General features: G+C 61.1%; 21 protein-coding genes, 1 tRNA gene and 2 pseudogenes. 9 read left to right on the top strand and 15 right to left on the bottom strand.

Features of this window, described 5'->3' with window-relative positions; all coding sequences use genetic code 11:
- Positions 1-41: 41 nt before the first annotated feature.
- Together FGM15_06865 and dprA are read right to left on the bottom strand one after the other, a co-directional pair.
- Positions 42-2,558, bottom strand: a complete 2,517-nt coding sequence (locus FGM15_06865) for a DNA topoisomerase III (GenBank protein ID MBU3665584.1) — start codon at positions 2,556-2,558, stop codon at positions 42-44.
- A 2-nt stretch (positions 2,559-2,560) separates the two neighbouring features.
- Complete coding sequence (gene dprA / locus FGM15_06870) at positions 2,561-3,652, bottom strand: DNA-protecting protein DprA (protein ID MBU3665585.1); 1,092 nt, start codon at positions 3,650-3,652, stop codon at positions 2,561-2,563.
- A gap of 122 nt (positions 3,653-3,774) precedes the next feature.
- On the opposite strand from dprA, the gene glgA reads away from it, so the two are divergent.
- Genes glgA through FGM15_06890 form a run of 4 tightly spaced genes read left to right on the top strand, consistent with a single transcriptional unit; the run spans position 3,775 to position 6,609 of the window.
- Entirely contained in the window at positions 3,775-4,986 is a 1,212-nt protein-coding gene (gene glgA, locus FGM15_06875; protein ID MBU3665586.1) for a glycogen synthase, read from the top strand.
- Between the two features lie 48 nt (positions 4,987-5,034).
- On the top strand, positions 5,035-5,286 hold the full coding sequence (locus tag FGM15_06880) for a hypothetical protein (GenBank protein ID MBU3665587.1): 252 nt from the start codon (positions 5,035-5,037) through the stop codon (positions 5,284-5,286).
- 5 nt (positions 5,287-5,291) lie between these two features.
- Positions 5,292-5,717, top strand: a complete 426-nt coding sequence (locus tag FGM15_06885; protein MBU3665588.1) for a PIN domain-containing protein — start codon at positions 5,292-5,294, stop codon at positions 5,715-5,717.
- Positions 5,718-5,727: 10 nt separating this feature from the next.
- Complete coding sequence (locus FGM15_06890; GenBank protein MBU3665589.1) at positions 5,728-6,609, top strand: SMP-30/gluconolactonase/LRE family protein; 882 nt, start codon at positions 5,728-5,730, stop codon at positions 6,607-6,609.
- On the opposite strand, the gene FGM15_06895 is transcribed toward FGM15_06890, so the two are convergent.
- From FGM15_06895 to FGM15_06910, 4 genes are read right to left on the bottom strand one after another with little or no spacing between them, the layout of a single operon-like run.
- Positions 6,606-7,346 carry a protein-L-isoaspartate(D-aspartate) O-methyltransferase gene (locus FGM15_06895; protein MBU3665590.1) on the bottom strand — a complete coding sequence of 247 codons (741 nt, stop codon included), beginning with the start codon at positions 7,344-7,346 and terminating at the stop codon, positions 6,606-6,608. The two genes, FGM15_06890 and FGM15_06895, sit on opposite strands and share 4 nt — an antisense overlap.
- The gene (gene dusB / locus FGM15_06900; protein ID MBU3665591.1) at positions 7,318-8,367 is read right to left on the bottom strand and encodes a tRNA dihydrouridine synthase DusB; all 1,050 of its coding nucleotides are present in this window, start codon (positions 8,365-8,367) and stop codon (positions 7,318-7,320) included. Before dusB ends, FGM15_06895 begins: the two co-directional genes overlap by 29 nt.
- Positions 8,368-8,399: 32 nt before the next feature.
- Positions 8,400-8,921 carry a hypothetical protein gene (locus FGM15_06905; GenBank protein MBU3665592.1) on the bottom strand — a complete coding sequence of 174 codons (522 nt, stop codon included), beginning with the start codon at positions 8,919-8,921 and terminating at the stop codon, positions 8,400-8,402.
- Between the two features lie 7 nt (positions 8,922-8,928).
- A complete protein-coding gene (locus tag FGM15_06910; GenBank protein ID MBU3665593.1) occupies positions 8,929-10,101 on the bottom strand; it encodes a YjgP/YjgQ family permease in 1,173 nt (390 codons plus the stop codon).
- 102 nt (positions 10,102-10,203) lie between these two features.
- Here FGM15_06910 and FGM15_06915 point away from each other — a divergent pair, with 102 nt between their 5' ends.
- From FGM15_06915 to FGM15_06925, 3 genes are read left to right on the top strand one after another with little or no spacing between them, the layout of a single operon-like run.
- A complete protein-coding gene (locus tag FGM15_06915) occupies positions 10,204-12,147 on the top strand; it encodes an ATP-dependent DNA helicase (protein ID MBU3665594.1) in 1,944 nt (647 codons plus the stop codon).
- Positions 12,123-13,322 (top strand): hypothetical protein, encoded by a 1,200-nt coding sequence (locus FGM15_06920; GenBank protein MBU3665595.1) that lies wholly within the window; start codon positions 12,123-12,125, stop codon positions 13,320-13,322. The genes FGM15_06915 and FGM15_06920 overlap by 25 nt, the downstream gene beginning before the upstream one ends.
- Positions 13,319-13,936: a hypothetical protein gene (locus tag FGM15_06925; protein ID MBU3665596.1), complete on the top strand. Its 618-nt coding sequence runs from the start codon at positions 13,319-13,321 to the stop codon at positions 13,934-13,936. Before FGM15_06920 ends, FGM15_06925 begins: the two co-directional genes overlap by 4 nt.
- 10 nt (positions 13,937-13,946) lie before the next feature.
- Here the strand turns inward: FGM15_06925 and FGM15_06930 are convergent.
- The 7 genes and pseudogenes from FGM15_06930 to dnaG all read right to left on the bottom strand — a co-directional run bounded on the left by FGM15_06930 (position 13,947) and on the right by dnaG (position 19,809).
- A tRNA-Ser gene (locus FGM15_06930) sits at positions 13,947-14,038 on the bottom strand.
- A 44-nt stretch (positions 14,039-14,082) separates the two neighbouring features.
- On the bottom strand, positions 14,083-15,567 hold the full coding sequence (locus FGM15_06935) for a YdiU family protein (protein MBU3665597.1): 1,485 nt from the start codon (positions 15,565-15,567) through the stop codon (positions 14,083-14,085).
- 24 nt (positions 15,568-15,591) lie between these two features.
- Positions 15,592-15,930, bottom strand: coding sequence for a hypothetical protein (locus FGM15_06940; protein MBU3665598.1), 339 nt, complete (start codon positions 15,928-15,930; stop codon positions 15,592-15,594).
- Between the two features lie 36 nt (positions 15,931-15,966).
- Positions 15,967-16,452 (bottom strand): hypothetical protein, encoded by a 486-nt coding sequence (locus FGM15_06945; GenBank protein MBU3665599.1) that lies wholly within the window; start codon positions 16,450-16,452, stop codon positions 15,967-15,969.
- Positions 16,373-17,322: pseudogene (locus FGM15_06950) on the bottom strand (sigma-70 family RNA polymerase sigma factor). The gene FGM15_06945 and the pseudogene FGM15_06950 overlap by 80 nt, the downstream one beginning before the upstream one ends.
- Positions 17,323-17,361: 39 nt before the next feature.
- Positions 17,362-17,940: pseudogene (locus FGM15_06955) on the bottom strand (hypothetical protein).
- Positions 17,941-18,021: 81 nt separating this feature from the next.
- Positions 18,022-19,809: a DNA primase gene (dnaG, locus tag FGM15_06960; GenBank protein ID MBU3665600.1), complete on the bottom strand. Its 1,788-nt coding sequence runs from the start codon at positions 19,807-19,809 to the stop codon at positions 18,022-18,024.
- A gap of 98 nt (positions 19,810-19,907) precedes the next feature.
- Between dnaG and FGM15_06965 the strand changes: the two genes are divergently transcribed.
- Positions 19,908-21,350, top strand: a complete 1,443-nt coding sequence (locus FGM15_06965; GenBank protein ID MBU3665601.1) for a nodulation protein NfeD — start codon at positions 19,908-19,910, stop codon at positions 21,348-21,350.
- A gap of 6 nt (positions 21,351-21,356) precedes the next feature.
- Here the strand turns inward: FGM15_06965 and thiS are convergent, their stop codons facing one another.
- Positions 21,357-21,554, bottom strand: coding sequence for a sulfur carrier protein ThiS (gene thiS, locus FGM15_06970; GenBank protein MBU3665602.1), 198 nt, complete (start codon positions 21,552-21,554; stop codon positions 21,357-21,359).
- The gene (thiH, locus tag FGM15_06975) at positions 21,551-22,693 is read right to left on the bottom strand and encodes a 2-iminoacetate synthase ThiH (protein MBU3665603.1); all 1,143 of its coding nucleotides are present in this window, start codon (positions 22,691-22,693) and stop codon (positions 21,551-21,553) included. The genes thiS and thiH overlap by 4 nt, the downstream gene beginning before the upstream one ends.
- Before the next feature lie 96 nt (positions 22,694-22,789).
- Between thiH and FGM15_06980 the strand changes: the two genes are divergently transcribed.
- A complete protein-coding gene (locus FGM15_06980) occupies positions 22,790-23,731 on the top strand; it encodes a ribose-phosphate pyrophosphokinase (protein ID MBU3665604.1) in 942 nt (313 codons plus the stop codon).
- Positions 23,732-23,736: the final 5 nt, after the last annotated feature.

The following is a 23,736-nucleotide window of genomic DNA, read 5'->3' on the forward strand; positions in this document are numbered from 1 at the left end:
CCCGCTTGACTCTGGGTAAGGCGAGGCTTGGTGCCATGGTCTTAGGAGGCGCCTGCGGCTGCGGCGGTCTTCTTCGGCGTCTTGGGCTTTCGCTCTTCGAATTCGAACCCGACTTTGCCGGATTTCTTGTCGAGGACGAGGAAGGCGTTGAAGGGGCGGCCTTTTTTGGAGATGAACTTTGTGAGAAGGGCTGTTTTACCTTCTGCGCAGATTTTGCGAACGTCGTCAGCACTGATTTCTCTCTGGAGGATCGTTTTGCCCATGCGGAATGCGCACTTTTTCTCGGGGGCCAACGCGTGTTCACAAGCGAAGGCGTTGCCGGCGTCATAGATGGCGCCGTTTTCGCACACGGGACATTTCTCCACCACCATGGTGGCTGCGTCTTTATTGAATGGCTCGTTGTTGCGGACCCCGCCGTCGCCGAAGTCGAAAGTTGTTTTCCATCCGGTGGCCTCCGAGAGAGCGAGCTTGGCCTCGAACGGTCGCCCCATCTTGCTCTTGAATCCCTTGATCGGCCCGACGCTGCCGGTGTCCAGCAGCGCACGAACTTCCTCGGGTTCGAGTTCGCGTCCACTCACGGTCTTCCAGACCACGAGCCCGCAGCCGGCTTTGCAGTCATAGGCTTTGAATGATTCTTTGAATCCGGCGGCACTCCCGCATTTCGGACATTTGGCATCCAAATCATGGAAATTGCCGCGCATGGTCTCGCTGTTCACTTGTCCCGAGGCTTCTTTGATTTTTTTGATCACGCGATCCACGAGGCCGCGGATTTCCTCCATGAACGCGTCGCGTTTGAGCTGTCCTGCCTCGATCTGCTTGAGCTTGTATTCCCATTCGCCGGTCATTTCCGGAGAGCTGAGCGTGCCGATCTGCAGTTCGCGCAGGGCGGTGATGAGCTTGATCCCTTTGGCCGTGGCGGCGAGGTCGCGGCCTTCGCGCCGCACGTATTCCTGCGTGAGGAGGCCCTCGATGATGGCGGCGCGCGTGGCGGGGGTGCCCAGGCCGCGTTGGCTCATGGCTTCGCGCAGTTCCTCGTCCTCGACAAGTTTGCCGGCGCCTTCCATGGCGGAGAGAAGTGTCGCCTCGGTGAACCGCGGGGCCGGTTTGGTCTGCAGTTCCTTGACCTCGATGGACTTTGTCTCGGCGGTTTCGCCCTGTTTGACCGGCACAAGAGATTCTTCGTCCGCGCCCGCGGCGGACTTCCCGTAAACCTCGCGCCAGCCCGGTTCGATGAGCACCTTGCCGTCGGTCTTGAATTTCTCGCCCTCCACCGTGGTGATGCGTTTGGTGACCTCGTATTTTGCGGGAGGGAAAAAGACCGCGATGAAGCGCCGCGCCACGAGGTCGTAGAGGCGCATCTCGTATTCGTCGAGTTTCTCAGGGCTGGCGCCGGTGGGAATGATTGCGTGGTGGTCGCTGACTTTGGCGTTGTTGAAAACGCGCGGCGTGGCTGTCACCCATCCCTTGTCCAAAGCTTTGCGTGCGTGGGGCCCGAGCGAAGGATCGTCCATACCGGAGAGGACTTTCTTCACCGCCGGCAGGTTGTCCTGGGGTAGATAGCGCGAGTCGGTGCGGGGGTAGGTGAGGACTTTGTGCTTCTCGTAAAGGGCTTGGGCGATTTGCAGGGTGCGCTTGGCGCTGAATCCGAAACGTCCGTTGGCCTCGCGCTGGAGCGTGGTGAGATCGTAGAGAAGCGGCGAGGACTCGCTTTTCGGTGTCTTGGTCTCCTCGACGGTGCCGGTTTTTCCTTCGCACTTGGCCTTGATCTCGTCCGCTTTGGCCCGACCCCAGATGCGCTCGGCTTTGGCGTCTTCATCCGATGACTTTTTGAATTTCTCGTCGAACCATTTGCCGATGTATGCCCCGGCGGCCACGCCGAACTCACCGTGCAGTTCGAAGTAAGGACGGGGCTGGAAATTGCGGATTTTTTCCTCGCGTTCGACAAGGATTGCTAAGGTGGGTGTCTGAACACGGCCCACGGGCGTCACTTGGAAACCGCCGAGCAATTCCTTGTAGAAGGCGGTCATGGCCCGCGAGCCATTGATGCCGACCAACCAATCGCTTTCCGAGCGGCAGGTAGCGGCCTCGCTCAGCGGGATCATTTCCTCGTCGCTGCGCAGATGTGCGAAGCCTTCGCGGATGGCGTCAGCCGTCATGGACTGCAGCCAAAGCCGCTTGATGGGTTTGGTGTTTTTGAAGTGCTGGACGACGTAGCGGAAGATCAGTTCACCCTCGCGTCCGGCGTCGCAAGCGTTGATCACTTCACCGACGTCTTTGCGGGCCAAAAGTTTTTTCAGGATGCGCAACTGCTCCTGCGCTTTTTCGCGCGGCACGAGGTCGAAGCGGTTGGGAAGGACCGGGAGATTCTCGAGGCTCCACTTTCCGCGCACGACTTTGAATTCATCGGGTTCCTGGATCTCGAGCAGATGTCCCACCGTGTGGGAAATCACCATGGAGTCGCCCTCGTAATAACCCTTCTCCTTTTTGAACTTTCCAAGGGCGCGGGCAAGGTCTCCGGCCACGCTGGGCTTTTCGGCGATGACGAGTGTTTTGGACATTGTTAAACGAGTTTGACGAAGCGTTTTCCCGGCAATTGCTTGACGAGTCGCCGCATTTCAAGGGCGAGCAACGTGGAAGACACGACGGCCGGTGTCAACCCGCTTGTCGCGATCACGGTATCGAGAGGCGCCTCTTCGGAGCCGATCGCGTCACAGATCTTTTGCTCGTTGGGCGAAAGGCTTTGCGGGGTCGGGGCGTCCGGCAGTTCCGGCTCTTTGGCAAAAAGAATCGGCAGATCATCGAGGATGTCGCCGGCCGCAGTGACAAGTTTTGCGCCCTGCTGGATCAAGCGGTTCGATCCGAGGCAGGACGGTTGGTCGATGCGTCCGGGCACTGCGTAAAGCGTGCGCCCTTGCTCTGCGGCCATGTTCGCGCTGATGAGCGCGCCGCTGTTGGCGCCGGCCTCGACCACAAGAACGCCGAAAGAAAGTCCTGTGACGATGCGGTTGCGGATGGGAAATGTTTGGCGGTCGGGTTTCGTGTCGATGGGGAACTCGGAGAGGACCGCCCCCGACGAGGCGATGCGCTCGGCGAGTTGCGCGTTCTCCGGCGGATAAATGTGCGCCAACCCGGCGCCGATCACGGCGATGGTGCGTCCTTTGGCGGCCAACGCGCCTTGGTGGGCGGCGGTGTCGATGCCGCGCGCCAGACCGCTGACGACCGTTAGTCCTGCATAGGCCATCTGGAATGAAAGCTTTTTGGCGCTTTCCGTGGCATAGTGGCTGGCGCGACGGGACCCGACGACGGCGATGGCGTTGCGGTCGCGATCGTCAAGCGTGCCGAGCATGTAGAGAACGATCGGCGGATCGTGGATTTCGCGCAGCGAGTGCGGATAATTGTCATCCTCCGCCGTGATCACGACCGCGCCCATTGCCTTCGCTTTTCGCAGTTCCGCGGACGGATCGGCGAAACCCTGCCAGCGGGCGATGTTTTCGGCGACGTGTGAGCTGATGCCTTCGACTTGCTCGAGTTGGCCGCGGCGCGCCAGCAGGATTTTTTCCGCCGAGCCGAAAGCACCGAGCAGCCGGCGCATGCGCACCGGGCCCATGGACGGAATCATGTTCAGCGCGACGCAGGCCTCGAGGTGGTTCATGGGGGCGTCATGCTAAACACAGGTGTCAAGGAGCGTGGAATGGGAAAAGCATGGCTGCGCCCTTGCGATGCGCGGAGGAACTTGCGCTGGCCAAGGCCGGCACGAAGTTCCAAAATGCCTCTGTGAAAGTATTGATGCTGACCAACGAATACCCGCCCCACGTTTACGGGGGTGCGGGGGTGCATGTGGACTATCTGGTGCGCGAGTTGACGCGATTCATGGATGTGGAGGTGCGGTGCTTCGGAGACCAGCACTCGCATGATGGCCGCCTGACTGTGCGCGGCTTTGGATTCGACGGCTCGGGGTTCGGTTGCTCCAAGGCCTTGCGGCCGGTATTTGCCACGGCCCAGCGCGATGTGGCCTTTGCGGCCGCGGGTCCCGATGAGGCCGATCTCGTTCATGTGCATACATGGTATACGCATCTGGGCGGCATCTTGATGAAGTTGAATTACTCGATGCCCTTGGTTCTGACTGTCCATTCGCTGGAGCCGCTGCGGCCTTGGAAGCGGGAACAGCTTGGTGGCGGATACGATTTTTCCGTATGGGTCGAGAAAACGGCGATCGAGATGGCGGACGCGATCATAGCCGTATCCGAGTCAACGCGCGACGATGTGCTCGAAATGTTCGGTGTCGATCCGGCCCGCGTTCATGTGATCCACGGAGGCATCGACCTCGACGAATACCGCAAGCGTGCCGACGAAAAGGTGCTGATCGGCCACGGCATCGATCCGTCAAAGCCTTATGTGCTCTTCGTCGGTCGTATCACCCGCCAGAAGGGGATCATTCACCTCGTCCGTGCGCTGCGATATCTCGATCCGGGCTTCCAAGTGGTCTTGTGTGCCGGGGCGCCGGATACTCCCGAGATTGCCGGCGAAATGCACCAGGCAGTCGCGGCGGCGCAGCAGGAGCGTCCGGGTGTGATTTGGATCGAGGAAATGCTTCCGAAGAACGAAATCATTCCTCTGTATTCGCAGGCATCGGTGTTTGTCTGTCCGTCTATTTACGAGCCGTTCGGACTGATCAACCTGGAGGCGATGGCCTGCGGCACGCCGGTGGTGGCCAGCGAGGTCGGAGGCATTGTCGAGGTTGTTGTTCACGGTGAGACCGGTCTTCTTGTGCCTGTTGAGCAGATGGACACCGCGCCTTTCGAGCCGGTGAATCCGGACAAATTCGCCCGGGATCTGGCCGCCTCGACCAACGAACTGATGCGCCAGCCGGAACGGCGTGCGGCGATGGGTGCGGCGGCGCGCAAGCGCGTGGAGCATGTTTTCAGTTGGGAAGCGGTTGCCCGCCGCACGGCAAATCTCTACCGCGAGGTGTGCAGGGGGAAATGAAACTCTGCGCATATTGACAACAGCCCATACACCCATACTGTCGCCCATATGAAGACCACCCTCGAGCTGCCCGACGATCTTTTTGCTGAAGCCAAGGCCGTTGCACTAAGGAGAAAGACGACCTTGCGCGCAATGTTTGAGCATGCCCTGCGCCGTGAAATTGGTTCGTCAGCTGGTGCAGAGAGTCCTTCGCCTTATTACCACATTGGTCCAGGTGGAATTCCACTCATGAACCACACCGGCACCGGAAACAGGGTTGTCACCAGTGAAATGGTGCGTGAGATGCTCGAGGACGAATAGCTGCCGTGGCCTTTCTTCTCGATGTCAATGTGCTGATCGCGCTGACCGATCCCTTGCACGATCATCACCGTCGCGCCACCGACTGGTTTGAAGCCGATGCTTACCGTGCTTGGGCAGCGTGTCCGCTGACCGAGAACGGCTTTGTCAGAATTGTCGGGCAGAGAAACTACCCCAACTTTGCCGGTGATGCTCACGCGGCGCGCGAGGTCTTGGAGAAGCTTTGCTTGTTGTCCGGGCATCAGTTCTGGCCCGATGATTTGTCGCTGCGCGATCGCACCAAATTCAAGCACTTACCGGATTCGCGCCAGCTCACAGACTGCTATCTGATCGGTGTGGCGGTTGCGCGCAAAGGATGCCTTGCCACGCTCGATCGTGGTATGGACGCTTCATTGGTCCGCGGCGGAAGTCGCGCGCTTTTTTTGATTCCTTGATGCTTCCATAATGGAAACTTTTTCTTCCGACTGTGTTTTGCCGGCGCGGGCTATCTTGGGCGAGGGGGCGTGCTGGTTCCCAGCCGAGCAGAGACTCTACTGGGTCGATATTCTGCGCTGCGAAGTTCATCGGTTCGATCCTGCCACGGGACGCGACGAGGTGCGCAAGACACCTTGTCATGTGTCGATGGTCCAACCGACGACACGCGGCGATCTCGTGCTGGCCACGCGCGACGGCATTGCGCGAATGGATTTCGAGAGCGGCAAGTTTGTGCTGCTGTGCGATCCGGAAGCCAACCTCCCCGGCAATCGTTTCAACGACGGGAAGCCGGATCCCCGCGGGCGGCTTTTTGCCGGCACGATCGCCTATGACGGCTCGGATCAAAAGGCGGCGCTTTGGCGCATCGAGCCTGATCTGAATTCCACGAAGCTCATCGATCGCGTCGGCAACTCCAACGGCCTCGGGTGGTCACCGGAGCAAAGGACGTTTTATTGGACCGACACGAAGACCGGCTGCGTGTTCGCGTTCGATTACGACGCGCTGACGGGCGGCATTGCCAACCGGCGCGCGGTGGTCGAAGTGGATAAGTCGATCGGCCGTCCCGATGGTTTGGCCGTCGATGCGGAAGGCTGTTTGTGGACCGCGCTGTGGGCGGGTTATGGCGTGGCGCGATGGAATCCGGCCAATGGCGAAATGCTGGCCAAGGTCGAGTGCCCGGCTGCCAACGTGACGTGTCCCGCCTTTGGCGGTCCGGATCTTGACGTTCTTTATTTCACCACCGCACAGAAAGGCCGCGACGACGCGGAGCCTTCGCCGGAGCCCGAAGCCGGCAACTTGTTCGCTGCCAAGGTCGGGGTGAAAGGTCTGCAGGGTTTCGCCTTTGCTAGTTAGCGCGGACTTTCCGCTTCGCCGGTCATGGGGACGAAGCGGACGGGCAGGACGGCATGTTGTTCGATCTTGTCGCCGTGTTTGCTTAGAAGGATGAGTTCCTGGTTCATGCCGCCGCCAACGGGAACGATCATTCGTCCGCCATCTTTGAGTTGGGTGACCAGGTCTGGCGGAATCGCATCCGGAGCGCAGGTGACGATGATTGCGTCATAGGGTGCGTGCTCGGGCCACCCTCGATAGCCGTCGGCGTGGAGAACATGGGCGTTTTTGTAGCCAAGTCGTGTGAGGTTTTGCCGGGCCAGCCCCGCGAGTGGTTCGAGGATTTCCACGGTGAAAACTTCGGCCCCGGTCTGCGCAAGGACAGCTGCTTGGTATCCCGAGCCGCCGCCGATCTCCAAAATTTTCTCCCCCGGTTTCGGGCGGATGGCTTCGGTCATGAAGGCCACGATGTAGGGCTGGGAAATGGTCTGTCCGCTGCCTATGGGCAGTGGGTAGTCCCCGTAAGCCTCATCCCGCAGGCGCGCCGGGACAAATTCGTGGCGGGGGACCGAGCGCATGGCGCCCAGAGTCGCGGTGTCGCTGATTCCGCGCGACGCGATCTGGGTTTCGACCATGGCATTCCTGCGAGCGGCATAATCGTCGGCCGGCGGCTTTGCGTCGGTGCAGGACGCAAGAACGAGGATAGTAAGAGAAAAGAAAAAGTTGGCGCCGCTACAGGTGAGCCAACGATGGGGCGACATGCTGCGGTTCCTCGGTATCGACCGGTTCATGCACGGCATTTTCGTGCCACGCTCGGATCTCTGCAAGCTGCTCAAGCGATTCGATTGCACCGAACCGGCGGCGAAGTTCGCGGCTGGAAGGGAGCCCGCGGGAGTAAGCCATCAGCCTCGCCCGCATGGCGTGCATGCCTTTCGCGGTGTGGTGCCAGTGTTGGAGTTCCTCTCGGCAATGCTGCTCGACGAGGTTCCAACGGTCGGACAGCGTGGGTGAAGGCGGTGCATCTTCGCCTCGGAAGGCGGCTTTGATTTCGTGGAAGATCCATGGCGAGCTCATCGCCGCTCGTCCGATCATCAAGCCTGAAACCGGGGTATTTCTCCAACGGTGGAGTGCGGTCGTTGCGGAGTTGATGTCGCCGTTGCCAACGACCGGAATCAGCACGGCGTCGGCGGCGGAGGCAATGACGTCCCAATCGGCCTCGCCGGAATATCCCTGCGCGCGGGTGCGGCCGTGGATTGTCAGTCGCTTGATTCCCGCATCCTCGAGCCGCCGTGCGTTGTCCGCGGCGTTGACCGACTGCGCGTCCCATCCGGTGCGGATTTTGGCCGTGACGGGCAGCGGTGCGACAGCCTGCACCACCGCGGACGCGATGGAGGCGAGAAGTTCTCCATTGCGGAGAAGGGCGGATCCGCCGTTTTTGCAGACGACTTTGTTGACGGGGCATCCGAAATTGATGTCGATGAAATCCGGCTGAACCCACTCCACGACCGCGCTGGCCCCGCGCGCGAGGTGTTCCGCATCCGCGCCGAAAAGCTGGACGCCCAGAGGACGCTCGTCGGGAAGGAAGCCGACATAGCGCGCGGTGCGTTCATTGCGGTGAAGCACGCCGTCGGCCGAGACGAATTCGGTCGTCAACACGTCCGCGCCCCGTGCCTTGCAGATGCGGCGGAAAACGGAGTTGGTCACTCCGGCCATCGGCGCGAGGAAAAGCACCGGCTGTTCCGGACGCCTCGCGAAGGAGGTTTGCGGGGTGGAGGTTTCCATGGGAGCGGACGGGACCGCCACAAAATTGATGCTCAGGCGGCCTGCGTTTCGGGGTCGGGTTCGCTTCCGAGTTGTAGTCCCAGAAGAGCGGAAACTTCCACCTGGACTTCGGGCACCTGAGAGAGGCTGAGCTGCGGGTTGGGGATCAGGAAGGTCTCGCCAGTCTCAGCCCGCTCGTAAACCAGCACTCCGGCATCCTCGCTGTCCATCGGCTTGAGGATGCGTTTGCGTTCGAGCATCAGCGCGAGGATGTAGCGGGCGTTTTTGGTCGAATCGGAATTTTCCTCGATGAGCTTCCGCAGGATTCCTTCGGCGTCTTGCTTGGCCAAGGGTTCAGGCGGTGGTGGCGGAGGTGTTTCGAATTTTGAACGCCAGAAAGAGAATGGCCTCGGTTCGGCGGGCAGTCCGCCCCACGCTTCCTCGCAGATGTCCTCCCGCCGGAAACCATCGCCATCACGGTAGAGCGCGGTGTAAAAAGCCTCGCCCTCGGTGAAGGGCTTTTGCGTGGCGGTGCAAATGTCGGATCGTTTGCGGATTTCCCAGTCTTGGTTCATGGCATTTTCAACTCAGTATGTTGGGCACCTCGCGGTTGGTTGAGCGCATCCATAGCATGACCGCGCCGACCGCGCCAAAAATAACCAGCGGAATCCACGCGGCTGCCACCGGATCGATGCGGTTGCCCTTGCCCAGAGCCAGGAAGACGCTGCTCGAGAGCACGAGGAGAAAGAAGAGCCCGATGGCCATGGTGATACCGCCGAGCAATCCGCGTCGCGAATAGACGATGCCGAGCGGTGCGGCGATGAGCACGGCAAGGAAACAGCCCCAAGGCAAGGCCCAGCGGTAGGCGAGTTGCGTGCGGTAGGCTGCAAGGCGTCCTTCCGTGAAATGGGCGTTGTTGGCGAGGTATTCGCGCAGTTCGGGCACCGAGAGGAAATTGGCTTCCAGCACCGAGCTGCTGATCCGCCACGGTGTCTCGGAAAAATTGCGCAGGCGCAGGATTTCAAAACGCCGTTGCTCTTTCACGTCGCCCTGCGGTGTGAAGTCGACAACCTTGCCCTTGTCGAGGCGCCATGTCTTCGTCGCGTGATCGTATGATGCTTTGTCCGCGTAATAATTGCGCCGTGGGTGTCCGGCTTGGTCCTCCTGGATGATCATGACGGCGGAGAATCTTTCGACCGAAGGATTGAGCCGCGCCACATGCCAGAAGCGCCGGTCCTCGCGGTTGCGGAAGAGGTGTCCCCTGATTGCTTTGCGGTCGAGATCCTCGCCGCCCGAAACCTCCTCGATGATCTCCTTTTTCACCGCGCCGGCGTGGGGTGCGGCCGAGTAATTGAGCGCGGTTGCCAAGCCGGTTGTGAGCAGTCCCAGCAAAAAAAGCGGCATGAGCAGCCGCACGACGCTGCGTCCGGCTCCGAGGATGGAAATGATCTCGTTGCGTCGGGACATCTGGGTGAACGTGTAAAGTATGGCCAAGAGCAACCCGACCGGCAGGCTCATGAGGATGATCTCGGGCACGCGAAGAACGTAAAATTCCAGCAATTTCGAAAGCGGAGCTTTGTTCTCGAGGAAGGCCGGTGCATTCTCGCTCAAGTCGAAAACAACCCAGATGGCAACAAAGCCCCCCACGCAATAGAGGAATGGTTGCAGCACACGCTTGAGAATGTATCGGTCGAGAATCTGCATCGGAAACGGCACGTTCGCGCCCCCAAGGGAGCGCGGGGCCCGATATGCCATCTTCTTCGAACGAATTGACGCGATCAACGCGATTCATCGGGGGGGCACGGCGTGATTTCTCTCGTTCCCGACAGCGGTGCAAGCCCCACCACCGATCTGCGCATGGAGGAAATCTTTTCCCCGGGCGGTCTGTTGTCCTCTGCCAACAATTACGAGTTCCGACCGCAGCAGTTGCTGATGGCGCAGCGCGTGGCCGCGGTCCTTGCCCGCGGCGGTCATCTTGTCGCCGAAGCAGGCACCGGCACGGGAAAGTCCCTGGCCTATCTGGTTCCGTCCGTGCTGACGGCGATGGAAGGCGGGCGCAAAGCGATTGTCTCCACACACACCATCAACCTGCAGGAACAGTTGCTCTACAAGGATCTGCCGCTCGTGGCGAAACTTCTGCCGCACGAGTTCGAGGCGACGCTGCTCAAAGGAAGGCAGAATTATCTTTGCCAGCGCCGTTTGCAGAAGGCCATGGAGAACAGGGCGGAGCTGTTCACCACGTCAGAGTCGGTGGAACTCGAGCGCATCCTCGACTGGAGCCGCCGCACGCGCGACGGCTCGCTTGCTGACATCGATCCGCTGCCCGACCCCGCGGTTTGGAATCTGGTTTGCAGCGAGGCCGGCGTTTGCACCCATCGGTCGTGCGGGGGTGGCCATGGCCAGCGTTGTTTTTACCAGCAGGCGCGCAGGCGGGTGGACACCGCAAACATCGTCGTTCTGAACCACAGCCTGCTCTTCATTCTGCTCGGCGGTGCGGACGAACTGCACGCCGATGGTGCCGGCTATCTTTACCCGAACGACTTTCTCGTCATCGACGAGGCGCATACGATCGAAAGCGTCGCGGCCAAGCATCTCGGGCTGCGTTTGTCGCAATACGAGCTGCGCTACCTCCTGCAGCGTCTTTGGAATCCCCGGACTAAAAAGGGCCTCATGGCTGCGCTCAAGGCGCGGTCCGGAGGAGCGGCCGTGGCATCCGCACTTGACGAGGGTGAAAAGTTTTTCACCGCGCTGGCCAACGCATGCCCCTTCACCAAAGGCAAAGAAGTGCGCGTCCGCCAGCCGATCGAGCTGCCGATGGACATTGTGTCGCGCTTGAACGCGGTTCGCCAAATGCTCAAAGAAGCCGCTTCCGGCGCCAGCGAGGACATGCGCGCGGAGGTCGGCGAATGCATTTTGCGACTGCAGGCGTTCGCCGAGGGATTGCCGGTGTTTGCCGACCAGCGCGAGGAAGAAAGCGTCTACTGGACGGCACTGTCCGGCCGGCGCGACCAGTTCGTGACCGCGCACGTTACCCCGGTGGATCTGGCGGCGGAATTGCGGCGGCTGCTTTTTCGCGACGAGACCACGGCTGTCCTGACCAGCGCCACGCTTTCGGTCGGGCGGCCGGACTTGATGTATTTTCGCGAGAGGGTCGGGGGCGAGGATGCCGAGGCGGTGCAGATCGGAAGTCCTTTCGACTACGCGCGGCAGATGAAAATTCACGTCGTGAAGAAGATGCCCGACCCGCGGGCGGCCGATTACGAGACAGCGCTGGAAGGTTGGATCGACCACTTCACGGACAAGACCGAAGGTCATGCCTTCGTGCTTTTTACCAATGCACGCCTCATGCGCCGGCTGGCCGAGCGGATGGAGAAACACTTTGCGGACCGGGGTTGGCCGCTTCTCGTGCAGGGGGCCGAACTTTCGCGTCACCGGATGGTCGAGGAATTCAAGGGCGAGTCGAACTCCGTGCTCTTCGGTCTCGACAGTTTCTGGAGCGGGGTGGATGTGCCGGGGGGCGCGTTGCGCAACGTGATCATCACACGGCTGCCCTTTGCCGTGCCGGACCATCCGCTGGTTGAAGCGCGGCTCGAGCAGATCGAGGCGCGCGGGGGGGATCCTTTTTCCGAATACTCGCTACCCGAGGCGATCCTCAAACTGCGGCAGGGTGTGGGGCGCCTTATCCGCACCGCGGTGGACGAGGGGATCGTTGTGATCCTTGACAACCGGCTGGTTACCAAGGCCTACGGCCGGGCGTTTCTCAAAGCCTTGCCCGAATGTCCCGTGGAGGTTGTGTCGTGAGCGTGCGGGAATCGGAGCAAACAAAGCGCGGAATACTTTTTCGCGTGGCCTGCGTTTTTATTGCGCTGGCATCCGGTCTGCTTTCGTGGTGGATGTCGTCGGACCAAGCAAATTGTGCGTTTCCGGGATTCGTCGTGGCACCGGACATTCCGGCATCCGAGCCGCCCTTTTTCCGGACAAATGTAATCAATCCCGGCGCGCCTCAACCGAAGTCGCACTCGGCTGCGCTTGCGGAGTTGCCGGGAGGAGAATTGTTGGCGGCATGGTATGCGGGCAAGGGGGAGGTGGAGGATGATGTGGCGATCTATCTCTCCCGACGCGGACCAGATGGAGAATGGTCTCCTCCGGGGGTGATCATAACGCGCGAAGGGGTTGCATCGCAACTCGGCCGCAACGTGATTTCCCTCGGCAATCCGTTGCTGCTGTCTGACGAGTCGGCGCGCGTTGGACTGCTCTTCGTGTCGATTGCTGCGGGACGTTGGTCCGGCAGTTCGATGAACATAGCATGGTCGGAGGATGGAGGGCGCACTTGGGGACCGGTCCGCAAGCTTACGATGAACCCGCTGGCGAATTTGAGCGCATTGCCTCGCAATCCCCCGGCGCCTCTGCTCGGAGGCGGATGGGCGGTGCCGGTTTACGAGGAGTTCCTCGGGAAATTTCCCGAGATCCTGTGGCTTCAGCCGGAGCGAGACGGGTGGATCGACGCCGTTTCACGCATCTACGGAGGTGTTTCGATCTTGCAACCTGCTTTGGTGCCTCTGGACACGCGGCGGGCTGTCGCTTTGTTTCGCGACTACACGTCTGCGCGTCGGATGTCGGTGGCATGGAGTGACGATGCAGGAAGGACCTGGAGCCGCCCCGTGCCCACGGATATTCCGAATGTGGATTCGGGCGTCTGTGCGGTCAGGCTCAGCGACGGGGCCTTGCTCTGCGCTTTCAATGACTTCTCTCCCGGCAAACGCGAAAATTTGCGATTGGCAATTTCACGTGACGAGGGGCGCACATGGCGGCGCGTTGCCACGCTGCAGGAAGAGGCCGGCAGCGAGTTTTCTTATCCCTACATGTTGGCCCGAGGGGGCAGGGTTATGATGGTTTATTCAGCTCGCCAGAAAGAAATTCATTTTGCGGAATTCAACGAAGCGTGGGTCAGACAGCAGGAGGAGCGTGCGCAATGACACAACTTTCGCTCTGGTGGGGATTGGTTGGGCCTTGGTTGCTGCTGGTATGGCTTGTCCAGCGCGTGCCTTGGTTGCACGGGCTACGCAGTGCGGTCGTATCCGCCATTGTTGCGTCGGTCGCGGTCTCCGTCCCTTGGTTCGGACATGCCTTGCCTTGGTGGTCGATGAGCCTTAGCGCGAATTTCAGCGTGACGATGGCAGTCCTTCTCGTTGTTGCGATCATCGACCGCGCTTTTGGGACGCGCATTCTTCGCAAGCGCGATTGGAATGCTGCATGGACTTTCGGCGCAGCGGCCGGTTTGCTTCTTTACCCCAGCGCCTTGGGGCTGGGTCCGCGGAATTTCGACTCATACTCCCTGGGCTGGCCGTGGCTCTTTTGGAAAGAGTCATTCGTCCTATACGGCGCGGCATCCATCACGGCCGCGGTCCTCTTATGGCGTGGGAATCGATTCGGCTACGTGCTGCTTGCCGTTTTCTGCGGCTACGCACTTCGTTTCCAAGAGTCGCAGAACTTCTGGGACTATTTGATCGATCCGGTCTTTGCCGCCGTCTCGCTGCTCGCCGTTCTTTGGAAGGGTGTCGCGCTCGCCTGCAGCAAGCACAAGGAATAGAACTGCAGAGTGGCGGAAGGGGTGGGATTCGAACCCACGGTGGGTTTAACCCCACGCTCGATTTCGAGTCGAGTGCCTTAAACCGGACTCAGCCACCCTTCCTTCAAGGTCGTTTATAGCCCGTGCGTCGCATCGAGGCAACTTCATCAAGTGCCGCAGAAGGTCCGGTAGGTCTCGATGCCGGGCGGCGGCGGTTCGCAGAAAGGTTCGTTCGCTGCTGATTCCTCGAATGGCCGTGAGAGAATGTCCAACAGTCTTTGCATTGCCGAGAGGTCCCCGTCGTTGGCCGCTGCAAGCGCCTCCTCGACACGATGGTTGCGCGGAATCACAGATGGGTTGGCGCTGCGCATTGCAGCTGCGATTTCGTCCTTGGTCTTTTGCTGGCGCCCGAGGCGCGCGGTCCACTTTTCAAACCAAATACTGAAGTCCGCGTCCGACAGACCTTGCGGAAGCCTGTGCGTGCCCGCGGCACGAATCAAGGACGCGAATGTGTTTGTGAAGTCGGATTTGGCGCGGGTCATCCAAGCCAATAGCTCGTTGGCCAAGTCGAAGTCATCATCTTCTGCAGTCAGCAGGCCGAGCTTTTTTCTCAGGCCCGACTGATAATGGTCCTGGAACCTGCGGGGAAAGGCTTCGAGAGTGGTGTTCGCACGTTCGATCGACTTTTCGCGGTCTTTGTCGACCAACGGGAGCAAGGCTTCCGCCAGTCGCGCTAGATTCCAATGTGCGATGTGGGGCTGTTTTCCGTAAGCGTATCTGCCGCCGCGATCGATGGAGCTGAATACCGTTGCAGGATCATAGGTGTCCATGAATGCGCATGGACCGTAGTCGATGGTTTCACCGCTCAGCGCCATGTTGTCGGTGTTCATCACCCCGTGAACAAAGCCGACGCAGAGCCACCGTGCCACGAGGTCCGCCTGGCTCTCCACTGCCGCGGCAAGCAGAGCCAAGGCCTTGTTTTCCGATTGGGCCGACTCCGGATAGTGCCGCTGCAGCGTGTGCTCAAGGAGCGCCTCAACCGTGCGCAGGTCGCCGAGCGCGGCCGCGTATTCGAAGGTTCCCACGCGGATATGGCTTGCGGCGACGCGTGTCAGCACGGCTCCGGGCAGCGGTTTGTCGCGAAGGATTTTCTCGCCGGTCGATACCACCGCGAGGCTGCGGGTGGTCGGAATTCCCAGCGCATGCATGGCCTCGCTCACGATGTATTCACGCAGCATCGGTCCCAAGGCCGCCCTGCCATCGCCGCGCCGCGAGTAAGGGGTTTGGCCCGAGCCTTTCAGCTGGATATCGAAGCGCCGCGCGCCAGGCGCCATATGCTCTCCGAGCAGCAAGGCCCTGCCGTCACCGAGATTTGTGAAATGGCCGAATTGGTGTCCCGCGTAAGCCTGTGCGATCGGGTCCGCGCCCAGAGGAAGGCTATTGCCGGATAAAAACTCCGCCCCTGTGTGCCGCAAAGCATCCGCATCGAGTCCCAGATCGCCCGCCAGCCGCTCGTTGAGCAAGACGATCTCAGGCCACGCCACCGGAACCGGTGCGACGCGGGAAAAAAGAACCTCCGGCAAACGGCTGTAGGAATTGTCGAAGCGCCAACCCGTGGCGCCGGGGCAAAATATGCCGGGCTCGCCGCTCATTGATACGGTGCGCGGGCTGTGCGATTACAAATCCGCGCTGAGGAAGCCGTCGTTGTATGGCCAACCGGCATCGGTGAGGATTTGGTAATCCTCCGGGCTGAGCAATTCCAAGAGGTCGAGCGTGGTAAGGTCGGATGTTGCCACGGACGCGGGTTCGCGATCGGGGCGGGGTGCGATGGCAAGAACGACGAGCGCGGCGATGGCGGCGGGGGCGAGCCAACGGAAAATCGGAGCGAACCATGAGGTCCGAGGCGCACCTGCTTCACCAATCCGCCGCATGACTTTCGCAGCGAAAAACGGCGGAGCTGGGTGCCGCGGGGAGCGGCCGAGCAAATCCCAAAGTTTCCGGTCCTCTTGGTTCATGCTCAATAAAACACCGGAACCGGGCAGCGGTTGCGCTTAAAGATCGCGCGGCTCCAGGTATCCCTCAAGCTGGCGAAGCCGGGTGGGGTGGCGCATCTTGCGAAGGGCCTTGGCCTCGATCTGACGGATTCGTTCGCGGGTGACTTTGAATTGCCGTCCGACTTCCTCGAGCGTGCGCGGGTAGCCGTCCACCAAACCGAAGCGCTGTTCGAGCACGGAGCGCTCGCGATCGGTGAGGGTCTCGAGAACATCTTTGATCTTGTCCTTGAGCAGGATGATGGCGGCGCTGTCCGCGGGGTTTTCCGCGGATTTATCCTCGATGAAGTCACCGAAGCTGGTGTCATCGCTGTCGCCGACAGGCATCTGCAACGAGATCGGGGTCTGGGCCATTTTGAGAACGGCGCGGACGCGTTCGACGGGCAGCTGGATCTCGTCGGCAATTTCATCGGGCGTGGGCTCGCGTCCGTATTCCTGCACGAGTTGCTTCTGCACGCGGATGAGTTTGTTGATCGTTTCGATCATGTGCACCGGAATGCGGATGGTGCGGGCCTGGTCGGCGATCGAGCGGGTGATGGCCTGACGGATCCACCACGTGGCGTAAGTGGAGAATTTGTAGCCGCGGCGGTATTCGAATTTTTCCACCGCTTTCATCAGGCCCATATTGCCTTCCTGGATGAGGTCGAGGAAGGACAGGCCTCGGTTGGTGTATTTTTTGGCGATGGAAATGACGAGGCGGAGGTTGGCCTCGACCATCTCGGTCTTGGCTTTGTGGGCCTCGCGATGCCAGCGGCGCAGGTCGGAATAGGACTGGCGGAAGACGTCTGGAATCATCCAGGCGCGGTGGCTCAGGTCGGCGATGCGTTTTTCCAGCTCCTGCATCTTCTTTTTGGCTTCCGCACTGCGCTTGGCGCGCGGGCTGGTCTTGGCGTGCTCGCCATTGAGATGAAGAAGGGTGCGGTGGGTGTCGTCCGCAGCCTGCACAAAGTCGTCCGTGATCTTTTGTTTGTAGAAAAACTTCGGGTAGTGCTGGCGGATGCTCACCAATGCCTTTTCGAACGTCTTGTGCTGGGCGCCCGAGGGCTTTTTGAGATTGGCTATCTGGGCGAAAAGACGGTCGATCTTCTGGGCCTGCGTCTTGATTGTTGCGCAGAGCCGGGGCAGAGCCTTCATGTAGCGTTCGCGGCTCTCGATCTTTTTGTCCATGATCACGCGGTCGAAACGCTCGCGCTGGTCGAGCAATTTTCCGGCGAGATCCAGATGGCCGCGGGCCACGAAGCCCATGCGGTAAACGATGTCCTGAACCTTGAGTTCCGCATCCTCGATGCGCTTGGAGATTTCCACCTCTTGCTCTCGCGTGAGGAGCGGCACTTGGCCCATCTGCTTGAGATACATGCGCACGGGGTCATCGAGAATGTCGAGACGTCCGTCGGCCTTGTCGTCCTTGTCGGTTTTTTCCTCTTCCTTGCGCGGCGCCTTGTCCGTGTCGATGTCGCTTTGTTCGATCAGTTCGATCTCCACCTCGCGCAAGCGAGTGATGATCTTGTCGATCACGTCGGGGTCATTGAGAGCGGAGGGCAGGTTTTCCTCGAGATCGTCGAAGGTGAGGTAGCCTTGGTCTTTGCAGAGTTTGATGAGTTCGCGCGTTTTTTCCGCTATGAACTGTTCGGTATTTCGCCCTTGGGAAGGATCGGTCAAGAGCGCGATTGCAGAGTTCTTGATGGCTTGCGACTTCGTGTCTGCCTGCTTTTTCCCCGTGACTTTGTCCTTGGCGGACTCCGGCTTTTTGGTGTGCTGCGCGTTCGCCGACTTGGCGTCCTTTGCCTTTGCCGCGGTTGCTTTGGCCTTGAGAAGCGTTTCCTTGCCCTTCGGGGCCGGTTTGCGAGCAGGGGCCTTTTGGGGCGAAGTTTTTTTGGCCGCCGGCTTGGATTTCGGTTTTTGGGCAGGCGGCTTGGGGGAGTGCTTTTGAGACTTAGCGGCTTTGGAAGGCTTTTTGGACTTTTTGGTGGCCATGGATGTTGGATGAGCGGTCGCCGGACAGCATTTCTTCCCGATGTTTCGGGAATCAGCGGGTCTGCGTAGGTTCCGCGGTTGTCACTGCGACCCGCTAAGATCCCTCAACTGTCTCATAATGTCAACAACCTCAGACTGTAATCTCACGACTTCGTCAGAGGGCAAGCCGGGCTGTCGCAATTGCGAGGTGATGCCTTCGCGCCTTGCATCGAGGCTTCGTTTGCGCAGGTTCAGTAAGGTCTCGCGGGCGATGAGGTCGGGCCGGATCGGAGGGGGCGCGACCAAAAGTGAAGCCACAAGCGACTGGTCGTCAGAGGATTGTGCGGCAAGAAAAAGGCGTGCCGCAGCTTCGTCCGCCGGATCGAAATCCGAGCGCAAGCAGGCTGCGAGCAGCTCGGTGCCGGCCCGTCCGGCCAGAAACGAGCCTGCATCCTGCTGCGCAAGCCACTGCCGGGCGTTCAGGTCGGACAGAGCGGCATGGAGAAGTAGCCGAACCACCGGGTCGGGTTGGCTGCCCTGCTTCTCGCTGTCCGGTTGTTCCTCGGTTCCCGAATCGGCGGGGTGCGCCGGTTGTGTCTTCGGCACGGCGGCCAGAAAAGCCTGCGGTGATATGGCAAGGCGCGGTGCAAGGCGGGCGGCGATCGCTTCCCGCCCCACCGCATCGGGCAAGGACGCGGCGAAAGCTGCCAGCTTTCGCGCGAGGGCAGCCTTTTTCTGGGCGTTGTCCAGCGCGCCCGATCGGGCTGCCTCATCGACCGCGAAGTCGAAATAGTCAGGAGCACTTTCCATGAGTTCGCGAAATTTTTCTGCGCCCTGACTGCGGATGAGGGAGTCGGGATCCTCACCGGGTGGAAGTGCAGCGACGCGGACGGCAAAGCCGCTCGCAAGCAGGATGGGCAGGGACCGCTCCACCGCCGTGCGCCCCGCGCGGTCCGAGTCGAAGCAAAGCACGGCGGTGTCCGCGTAGCGCTTGAGCAGCCGCGCTTGCGATGGCGTGAAGGCCGTGCCCTGCGGTGCAACGACATTTTCCATGCCACTCTCGAAAATCCGGATGAGGTCGAGTTGTCCCTCGCACACGATTGCGGTTCCGGTGTCGGCGAGCGGCCGTCGCGCTTTGTGGAGGCCGAAGAGGGCGCGGCCCTTGTTGAACAGCGGCGTCTCGGGAGAGTTGACATATTTGGCCGGATCCTCCGATGGCGGCAGGACGCGTCCGCTGAACGCGATGACTTCGCCGAAGTCGTTGCAGATCGGGAACATCAGCCTCTGACGGAAACGATCGGCTGGCGGCTTGCCGGCACCGCCGTGGAAAAGGCCGCTGGCCTGGAGTTCGTCGTCGCGGAAACCGGCGCTCCGCGCATGCTTCAAAAGCGCATCACGGCTGTCGGGGGCATAGCCGAGGTGCCAATTCTTGGCGATATCCGATCCGATGGCCCGGGACTTCAGGTAGTCGCGCGCGTTGGCGCCCGAAGCCGAACGCAGGAGGTTGTGATGGAACCAGTCAGCCGCGAGTTTGTGCAACTCGAGCAGACGTCCGCGTAGTTCGTGCCGCCTCTCTTCCCCGGGCGCGGATTGCTCCTCAACCACCACTACTCCCGCGCGTTGTGCCAGGCGTCGCACGGCAGTGCCGAAGTCCACGCGCTCGTATTCCATGACAAATTTGAAGACGCTGCCCCCCGCGCCGCATCCGAAGCAGTAGTATGCCTGCTTTTGCGGGCTGACGTGAAACGAAGGACTTTTCTCGCGGTGGAAGGGGCACAGCGCCCGCCAGCTTGAGCCCGCGCGCTTGAGCGGGAAGTAGCTGCCGATGACTTCCACGATGTCCGTGGCAGCGGCGACCCGTTCAATGCTCTCCTCGGCGATGCGTGGCATGGCCAGTCAATCTAACCGAGGCGGCAACCGTGCGCGCGGTTTTTCGCGCGCGGAATCGTCTTGTGGGGCGGGGGCAGAGGGGGGAAATTCGGCATCACATGAGGCGTCTGACCTTCGCTATCCTTACGCTCGTTTTTTCCGGTGTCCTTGCGTCCGCGGAGACTTTGCCCTCGCGCGACGTTTCTGCGCTGCCGGTGGTGACTCCTCTGGCCGGCGACATACCCGAGGGCGCGGTGGTGGTGGTCCCGCTCAAGGGCGAGGTCTCGAAGGCGCAATTTTTCTTTCTCCGCCGCATTCTGAAAATGGGTGAGGCAGCGAAGGCCTCGGCTTTCATCCTTGATATGGACACGCCCGGCGGTGATCTCGGCGCGGGGGTGGATATCCTGCAGGCTCTGCTCAAAGTCCGGGCGCCGACGTTGACCTACGTCAACCCGAACGCGGGTTCGGCAGGAGCGTTGATCGCGCTGGGCACCAAGCAAATCTGGATGGCCCCGGTGAGTGCGATCGGCGCCGCCGCGCCCGTGATGGGAACGGGTCAGGAAATCCCCGAAACCCTCAATGCAAAGATCGTGTCATATTACTCCGGATACTTTCGCAGCGCGGCGGACAGCAACGGCCATAATCCCGAACTGGCCGAGGCCTTCATCAACAAGGACAAGGAGGTGAAAATCGGCTCACGCGTGATCAGCGACAAGGGCGAACTCCTCACGTTGAGCGCCCAGGAAGCCGCGGAAAAAATCAACGGCAAGCCCCTTCTTGCCGCGGGGATCGCGCCTTCCATAGCCGACCTCGTGCGCGATGCGGGGCTTCGCGGTCCGGTGGTGGAGGCGGAGCCGAGTGGCTTCGAACGCATGGCGCTGGTGATCACCATGCTGGCTCCGCTATTCCTCCTCGGGGGAATCATCGGGACCTATATCGAATTCAAATCCCCGGGATTCGGTGTGCCCGGGTTCATCGCGGCGATTTGCTTCCTGCTCTTCTTCGCGGGTCATTACGTCGCGGGGCTTGCGGGCATGGAAGTGGTGGCATTCTTCGTCCTTGGCCTGCTGATGGTGCTGGTTGAACTCCTCTTTCTTCCGGGGATTGTGGTTCTCGCGCTTGCCGGCAGCGTTCTCATGATCGGCGCGCTCCTTTGGGCCATGGTGGATTACTATCCCAATGCCGTGCAGTGGCCGTCCTTCGATGTCTTTGCCGGTCCGCTGGCCAACCTCGCCATTGCGATCGGCATGTCCGGCGTTGCCATTTTCTTCCTCGCGAAATTTTTCCCGCAGTTGCCCGTGCTGCGGAGGATCATTTTGACCGCGAGCCAGCCCTCGGGGGCATCGGTCCCCGCGCACGAACCCGGTTCGATCCGGCCGTCGGTGCGCGCGGGCGATGCGGGGCGGACGGTTTCGTTGCTGCGACCCGTCGGCAGGGCGGAGTTCGGTGGCGAGATATTCGACGCGCGGACGGAGGGCGATTTCATCCCGGCGGGAACGCGGGTCGTGGCGCTGCGGACCGAAGGCAGCGAGGTCGTGGTCGAACGGGCTTCGCGTGATTGAAGTGCCTCACCCTCCGGCAACCATACGCACGACCTCGAGGCGGTCGCCGTCATTCAGCGCGGTGCTTGCCCACTCCGAGCGCAACAATGCGATGCCGTTGTGCTCGACCAGAGCGGCGGACACAGGAAGACCGAGTTCGGTGACGAGTTCTTCCACTTGCGAGGCGCGGACTTCGCGGTTTGCTCCGTTGACGGTGATGTTCATGTGCAGAGAATTGCCCGGTCCCAGTCTTTCCACACGGGATCCAGTCCCAGTTCACGAAGACGTGCAGCGATTTCCGCCGGCGGGCGCTGGTCGGAGGTGGAAAATTGCTCGGTTGCGAGCGCACGGGCGTCCGTGTCGCACGGCACAGCCCTGCCCCTGACGGTCAGGTGCAAGCCCTCGCGCCCCAGGCCGGTGTAGCCGCCCGGTTCGGTGTGGCTTCCGGCGCTCATAATCGTGACACCGATCGGCGCCACCGCATCGCGCAATGCGGCGGGTTCGCGCGTGCTGAGCACGATACCGGCACGCGGGAAGTGAATGCGGAAGGCGCAGAGCAGTTGGACGAAATTCCGGTCGTCGAGGGGATGCGTTGGCTGGAAACCTCCGGCGGCGGGGCGCAAGCGCGGCAGGCTCACGGTGAGGTGCGCTTTCCAGCAGGAGCGCTGGAGATGATCCAAGTGTGCCGCCAAGGCGATGGCCTCTTCGCGCCAGTCCCAAAGTCCGAACAAAACGCCGATGCCGATGCGCCGGAATCCCGCCGCGTGTCCGCGTTCCGGACAAGCCATGCGCCAGTCGAAATCTTTCTTCGGTCCCGCGGTGTGAAGTTTTGTGTAGGTGGGGCGATGGTAGGTCTCCTGATAGACGACCAGTCCCTCCGCGCCGGCACGCACGAGCGGGACGTAGTCCGCGGCTTCCATCGGCGCGACCTCGATCGACAAAGACGGCACTTCCGGTGCGAGCGCACGTATTACCTCCTCGAGGTATCCGTTCGATACGAACTTCGGGTGCTCTCCCGCGACGAGGAGGATGTTGCGGAATCCCTGCGCGGCAAGGTGGCGCGCCTCGGCGCGGACCTGTTCGGCCTCGAGCGTGACGCGGAGGATGGCGTTCTCGCGCGAGAACCCGCAATAAGTGCAGCTGTTGATGCACTCGTTCGAAAGGTAAAGCGGGGCGAAAAGCCTCACCGTTTTGCCGAAATGGCGGCGGGTTATCGCGCGGGCAGCGCGCGCCATGGCCTCGAGACGCGTGCCGTCTGCCGGCTCCAGATCCCGCGCAAATGCCGTCACAGCCGGCGTGACTGACAGGCCGAGCGGCGCGAGCACGGAGGCGGGATCGGGCGAGGTTTGCAAGTCCGGACTCATGGGCGCGGATTCTCCAACGAAGATTTTTTTTTTGCAATTGCAAGACCCCGCCGTCCTCGCGGAATCTTGCTAGCCATGACTCGCGGAAAAAGGGAAATGAAATTGATCTCGGGAACGGCGCATCCGCGCCTTGCGGCGGAAATCGCGGACTACATCGGTGAGCCGCTCACCGACGCCACAGTGACCGTGTTTCCAGACGGTGAGACCTTCGTGCGGATCAATGAGAACGTCCGCGGTCGCGATGTTTTCATTATCCAGCCCACCTGCCCGCCGACGAACCAGAACCTGATGGAACTTTTGATCATGGTGGACGCCGCGCGTCGTGCGAGCGCGGCGCGCATCACCGCGGTGATCCCGTTTTTCGGCTACGCCCGGCAGGACCGCAAAGACCAACCCCGCGTGCCTATCACCGCGAAGCTCGTGGCCAATCTTCTTGTCGCCGCGGGCGTCAATCGCGTGCTCACGATGGACTTGCACGCCCAGCAATTGCAGGGCTTTTTCGACATCCCGATGGACCACCTTTACGCCGCGCCGGTGCTCATCAAATACGTGCGCAGCAAAAATCTCGGCGACATCGTGGTTGTTTCGCCGGACGTCGGCGGCGTGAAGATGGCGTCCGCATACGCCCGCACCCTCGGCGTCAATCTGGCGATTGTGGTGAAGCGCCGCATCAGCGCCAGCGAAACGGAGGCGCAGCACGTGATCGGCGACGTCGAGGGCAAAAACGTGCTGCTGGTGGACGACCTCACGGAAACGGCCGGCACTCTGGCCGCGGCCGCAGGACGCCTGAGGGAGGCGGGGGCGAAAGATGTTTATGCCATGGTGTCGCACGCCGTCTTGACCGGCCCCGCCAGGGAGCGTCTGCGTGCCTCGGACATCAAGGAACTCATCACAACAAACAGTGTCCCGATGGCCGAGGCCGACGGCTGTCCTTTGACCGTTTGCTCCGTGGCGGAGTTGCTGGGCGAGGGGATCAAGCGGATCCACGATGACGAGTCCGTGACTTCTTTGTTTGAAATCAACGGCGCTTCCGTCTAACCTTT

This window comes from Chthoniobacterales bacterium, assembly GCA_018883245.1.
Lineage (GTDB): Bacteria > Verrucomicrobiota > Verrucomicrobiia > Chthoniobacterales > JACTMZ01 > JACTMZ01.

Bases quoted from the DNA above. Each gene is read 5' to 3' on its own strand.
- FGM15_06865 (MBU3665584.1), bottom strand. From the start codon at position 2,558: ATGTCCAAAACACTCGTCATCGCCGAAAAGCCCAGCGTGGCCGGAGAC.
- dprA (MBU3665585.1), bottom strand. From the start codon at position 3,652: ATGAACCACCTCGAGGCCTGCGTCGCGCTGAACATGATTCCGTCCATG.
- FGM15_06880 (MBU3665587.1), top strand. From the start codon at position 5,035: ATGAAGACCACCCTCGAGCTGCCCGACGATCTTTTTGCTGAAGCCAAG.
- FGM15_06890 (MBU3665589.1), top strand. From the start codon at position 5,728: ATGGAAACTTTTTCTTCCGACTGTGTTTTGCCGGCGCGGGCTATCTTG.
- FGM15_06895 (MBU3665590.1), bottom strand. From the start codon at position 7,346: ATGTCGCCCCATCGTTGGCTCACCTGTAGCGGCGCCAACTTTTTCTTT.
- dusB (MBU3665591.1), bottom strand. From the start codon at position 8,367: ATGGAAACCTCCACCCCGCAAACCTCCTTCGCGAGGCGTCCGGAACAG.
- FGM15_06905 (MBU3665592.1), bottom strand. From the start codon at position 8,921: ATGAACCAAGACTGGGAAATCCGCAAACGATCCGACATTTGCACCGCC.
- FGM15_06910 (MBU3665593.1), bottom strand. From the start codon at position 10,101: ATGGCATATCGGGCCCCGCGCTCCCTTGGGGGCGCGAACGTGCCGTTT.
- FGM15_06915 (MBU3665594.1), top strand. From the start codon at position 10,204: ATGGAGGAAATCTTTTCCCCGGGCGGTCTGTTGTCCTCTGCCAACAAT.
- FGM15_06920 (MBU3665595.1), top strand. From the start codon at position 12,123: ATGTCCCGTGGAGGTTGTGTCGTGAGCGTGCGGGAATCGGAGCAAACA.
- FGM15_06925 (MBU3665596.1), top strand. From the start codon at position 13,319: ATGACACAACTTTCGCTCTGGTGGGGATTGGTTGGGCCTTGGTTGCTG.
- FGM15_06935 (MBU3665597.1), bottom strand. From the start codon at position 15,567: ATGAGCGGCGAGCCCGGCATATTTTGCCCCGGCGCCACGGGTTGGCGC.
- FGM15_06940 (MBU3665598.1), bottom strand. From the start codon at position 15,930: ATGAACCAAGAGGACCGGAAACTTTGGGATTTGCTCGGCCGCTCCCCG.
- FGM15_06945 (MBU3665599.1), bottom strand. From the start codon at position 16,452: ATGATCGAAACGATCAACAAACTCATCCGCGTGCAGAAGCAACTCGTG.
- dnaG (MBU3665600.1), bottom strand. From the start codon at position 19,809: ATGCCACGCATCGCCGAGGAGAGCATTGAACGGGTCGCCGCTGCCACG.
- FGM15_06965 (MBU3665601.1), top strand. From the start codon at position 19,908: ATGAGGCGTCTGACCTTCGCTATCCTTACGCTCGTTTTTTCCGGTGTC.
- thiS (MBU3665602.1), bottom strand. From the start codon at position 21,554: ATGAACATCACCGTCAACGGAGCAAACCGCGAAGTCCGCGCCTCGCAA.
- thiH (MBU3665603.1), bottom strand. From the start codon at position 22,693: ATGAGTCCGGACTTGCAAACCTCGCCCGATCCCGCCTCCGTGCTCGCG.
- FGM15_06980 (MBU3665604.1), top strand. From the start codon at position 22,790: ATGAAATTGATCTCGGGAACGGCGCATCCGCGCCTTGCGGCGGAAATC.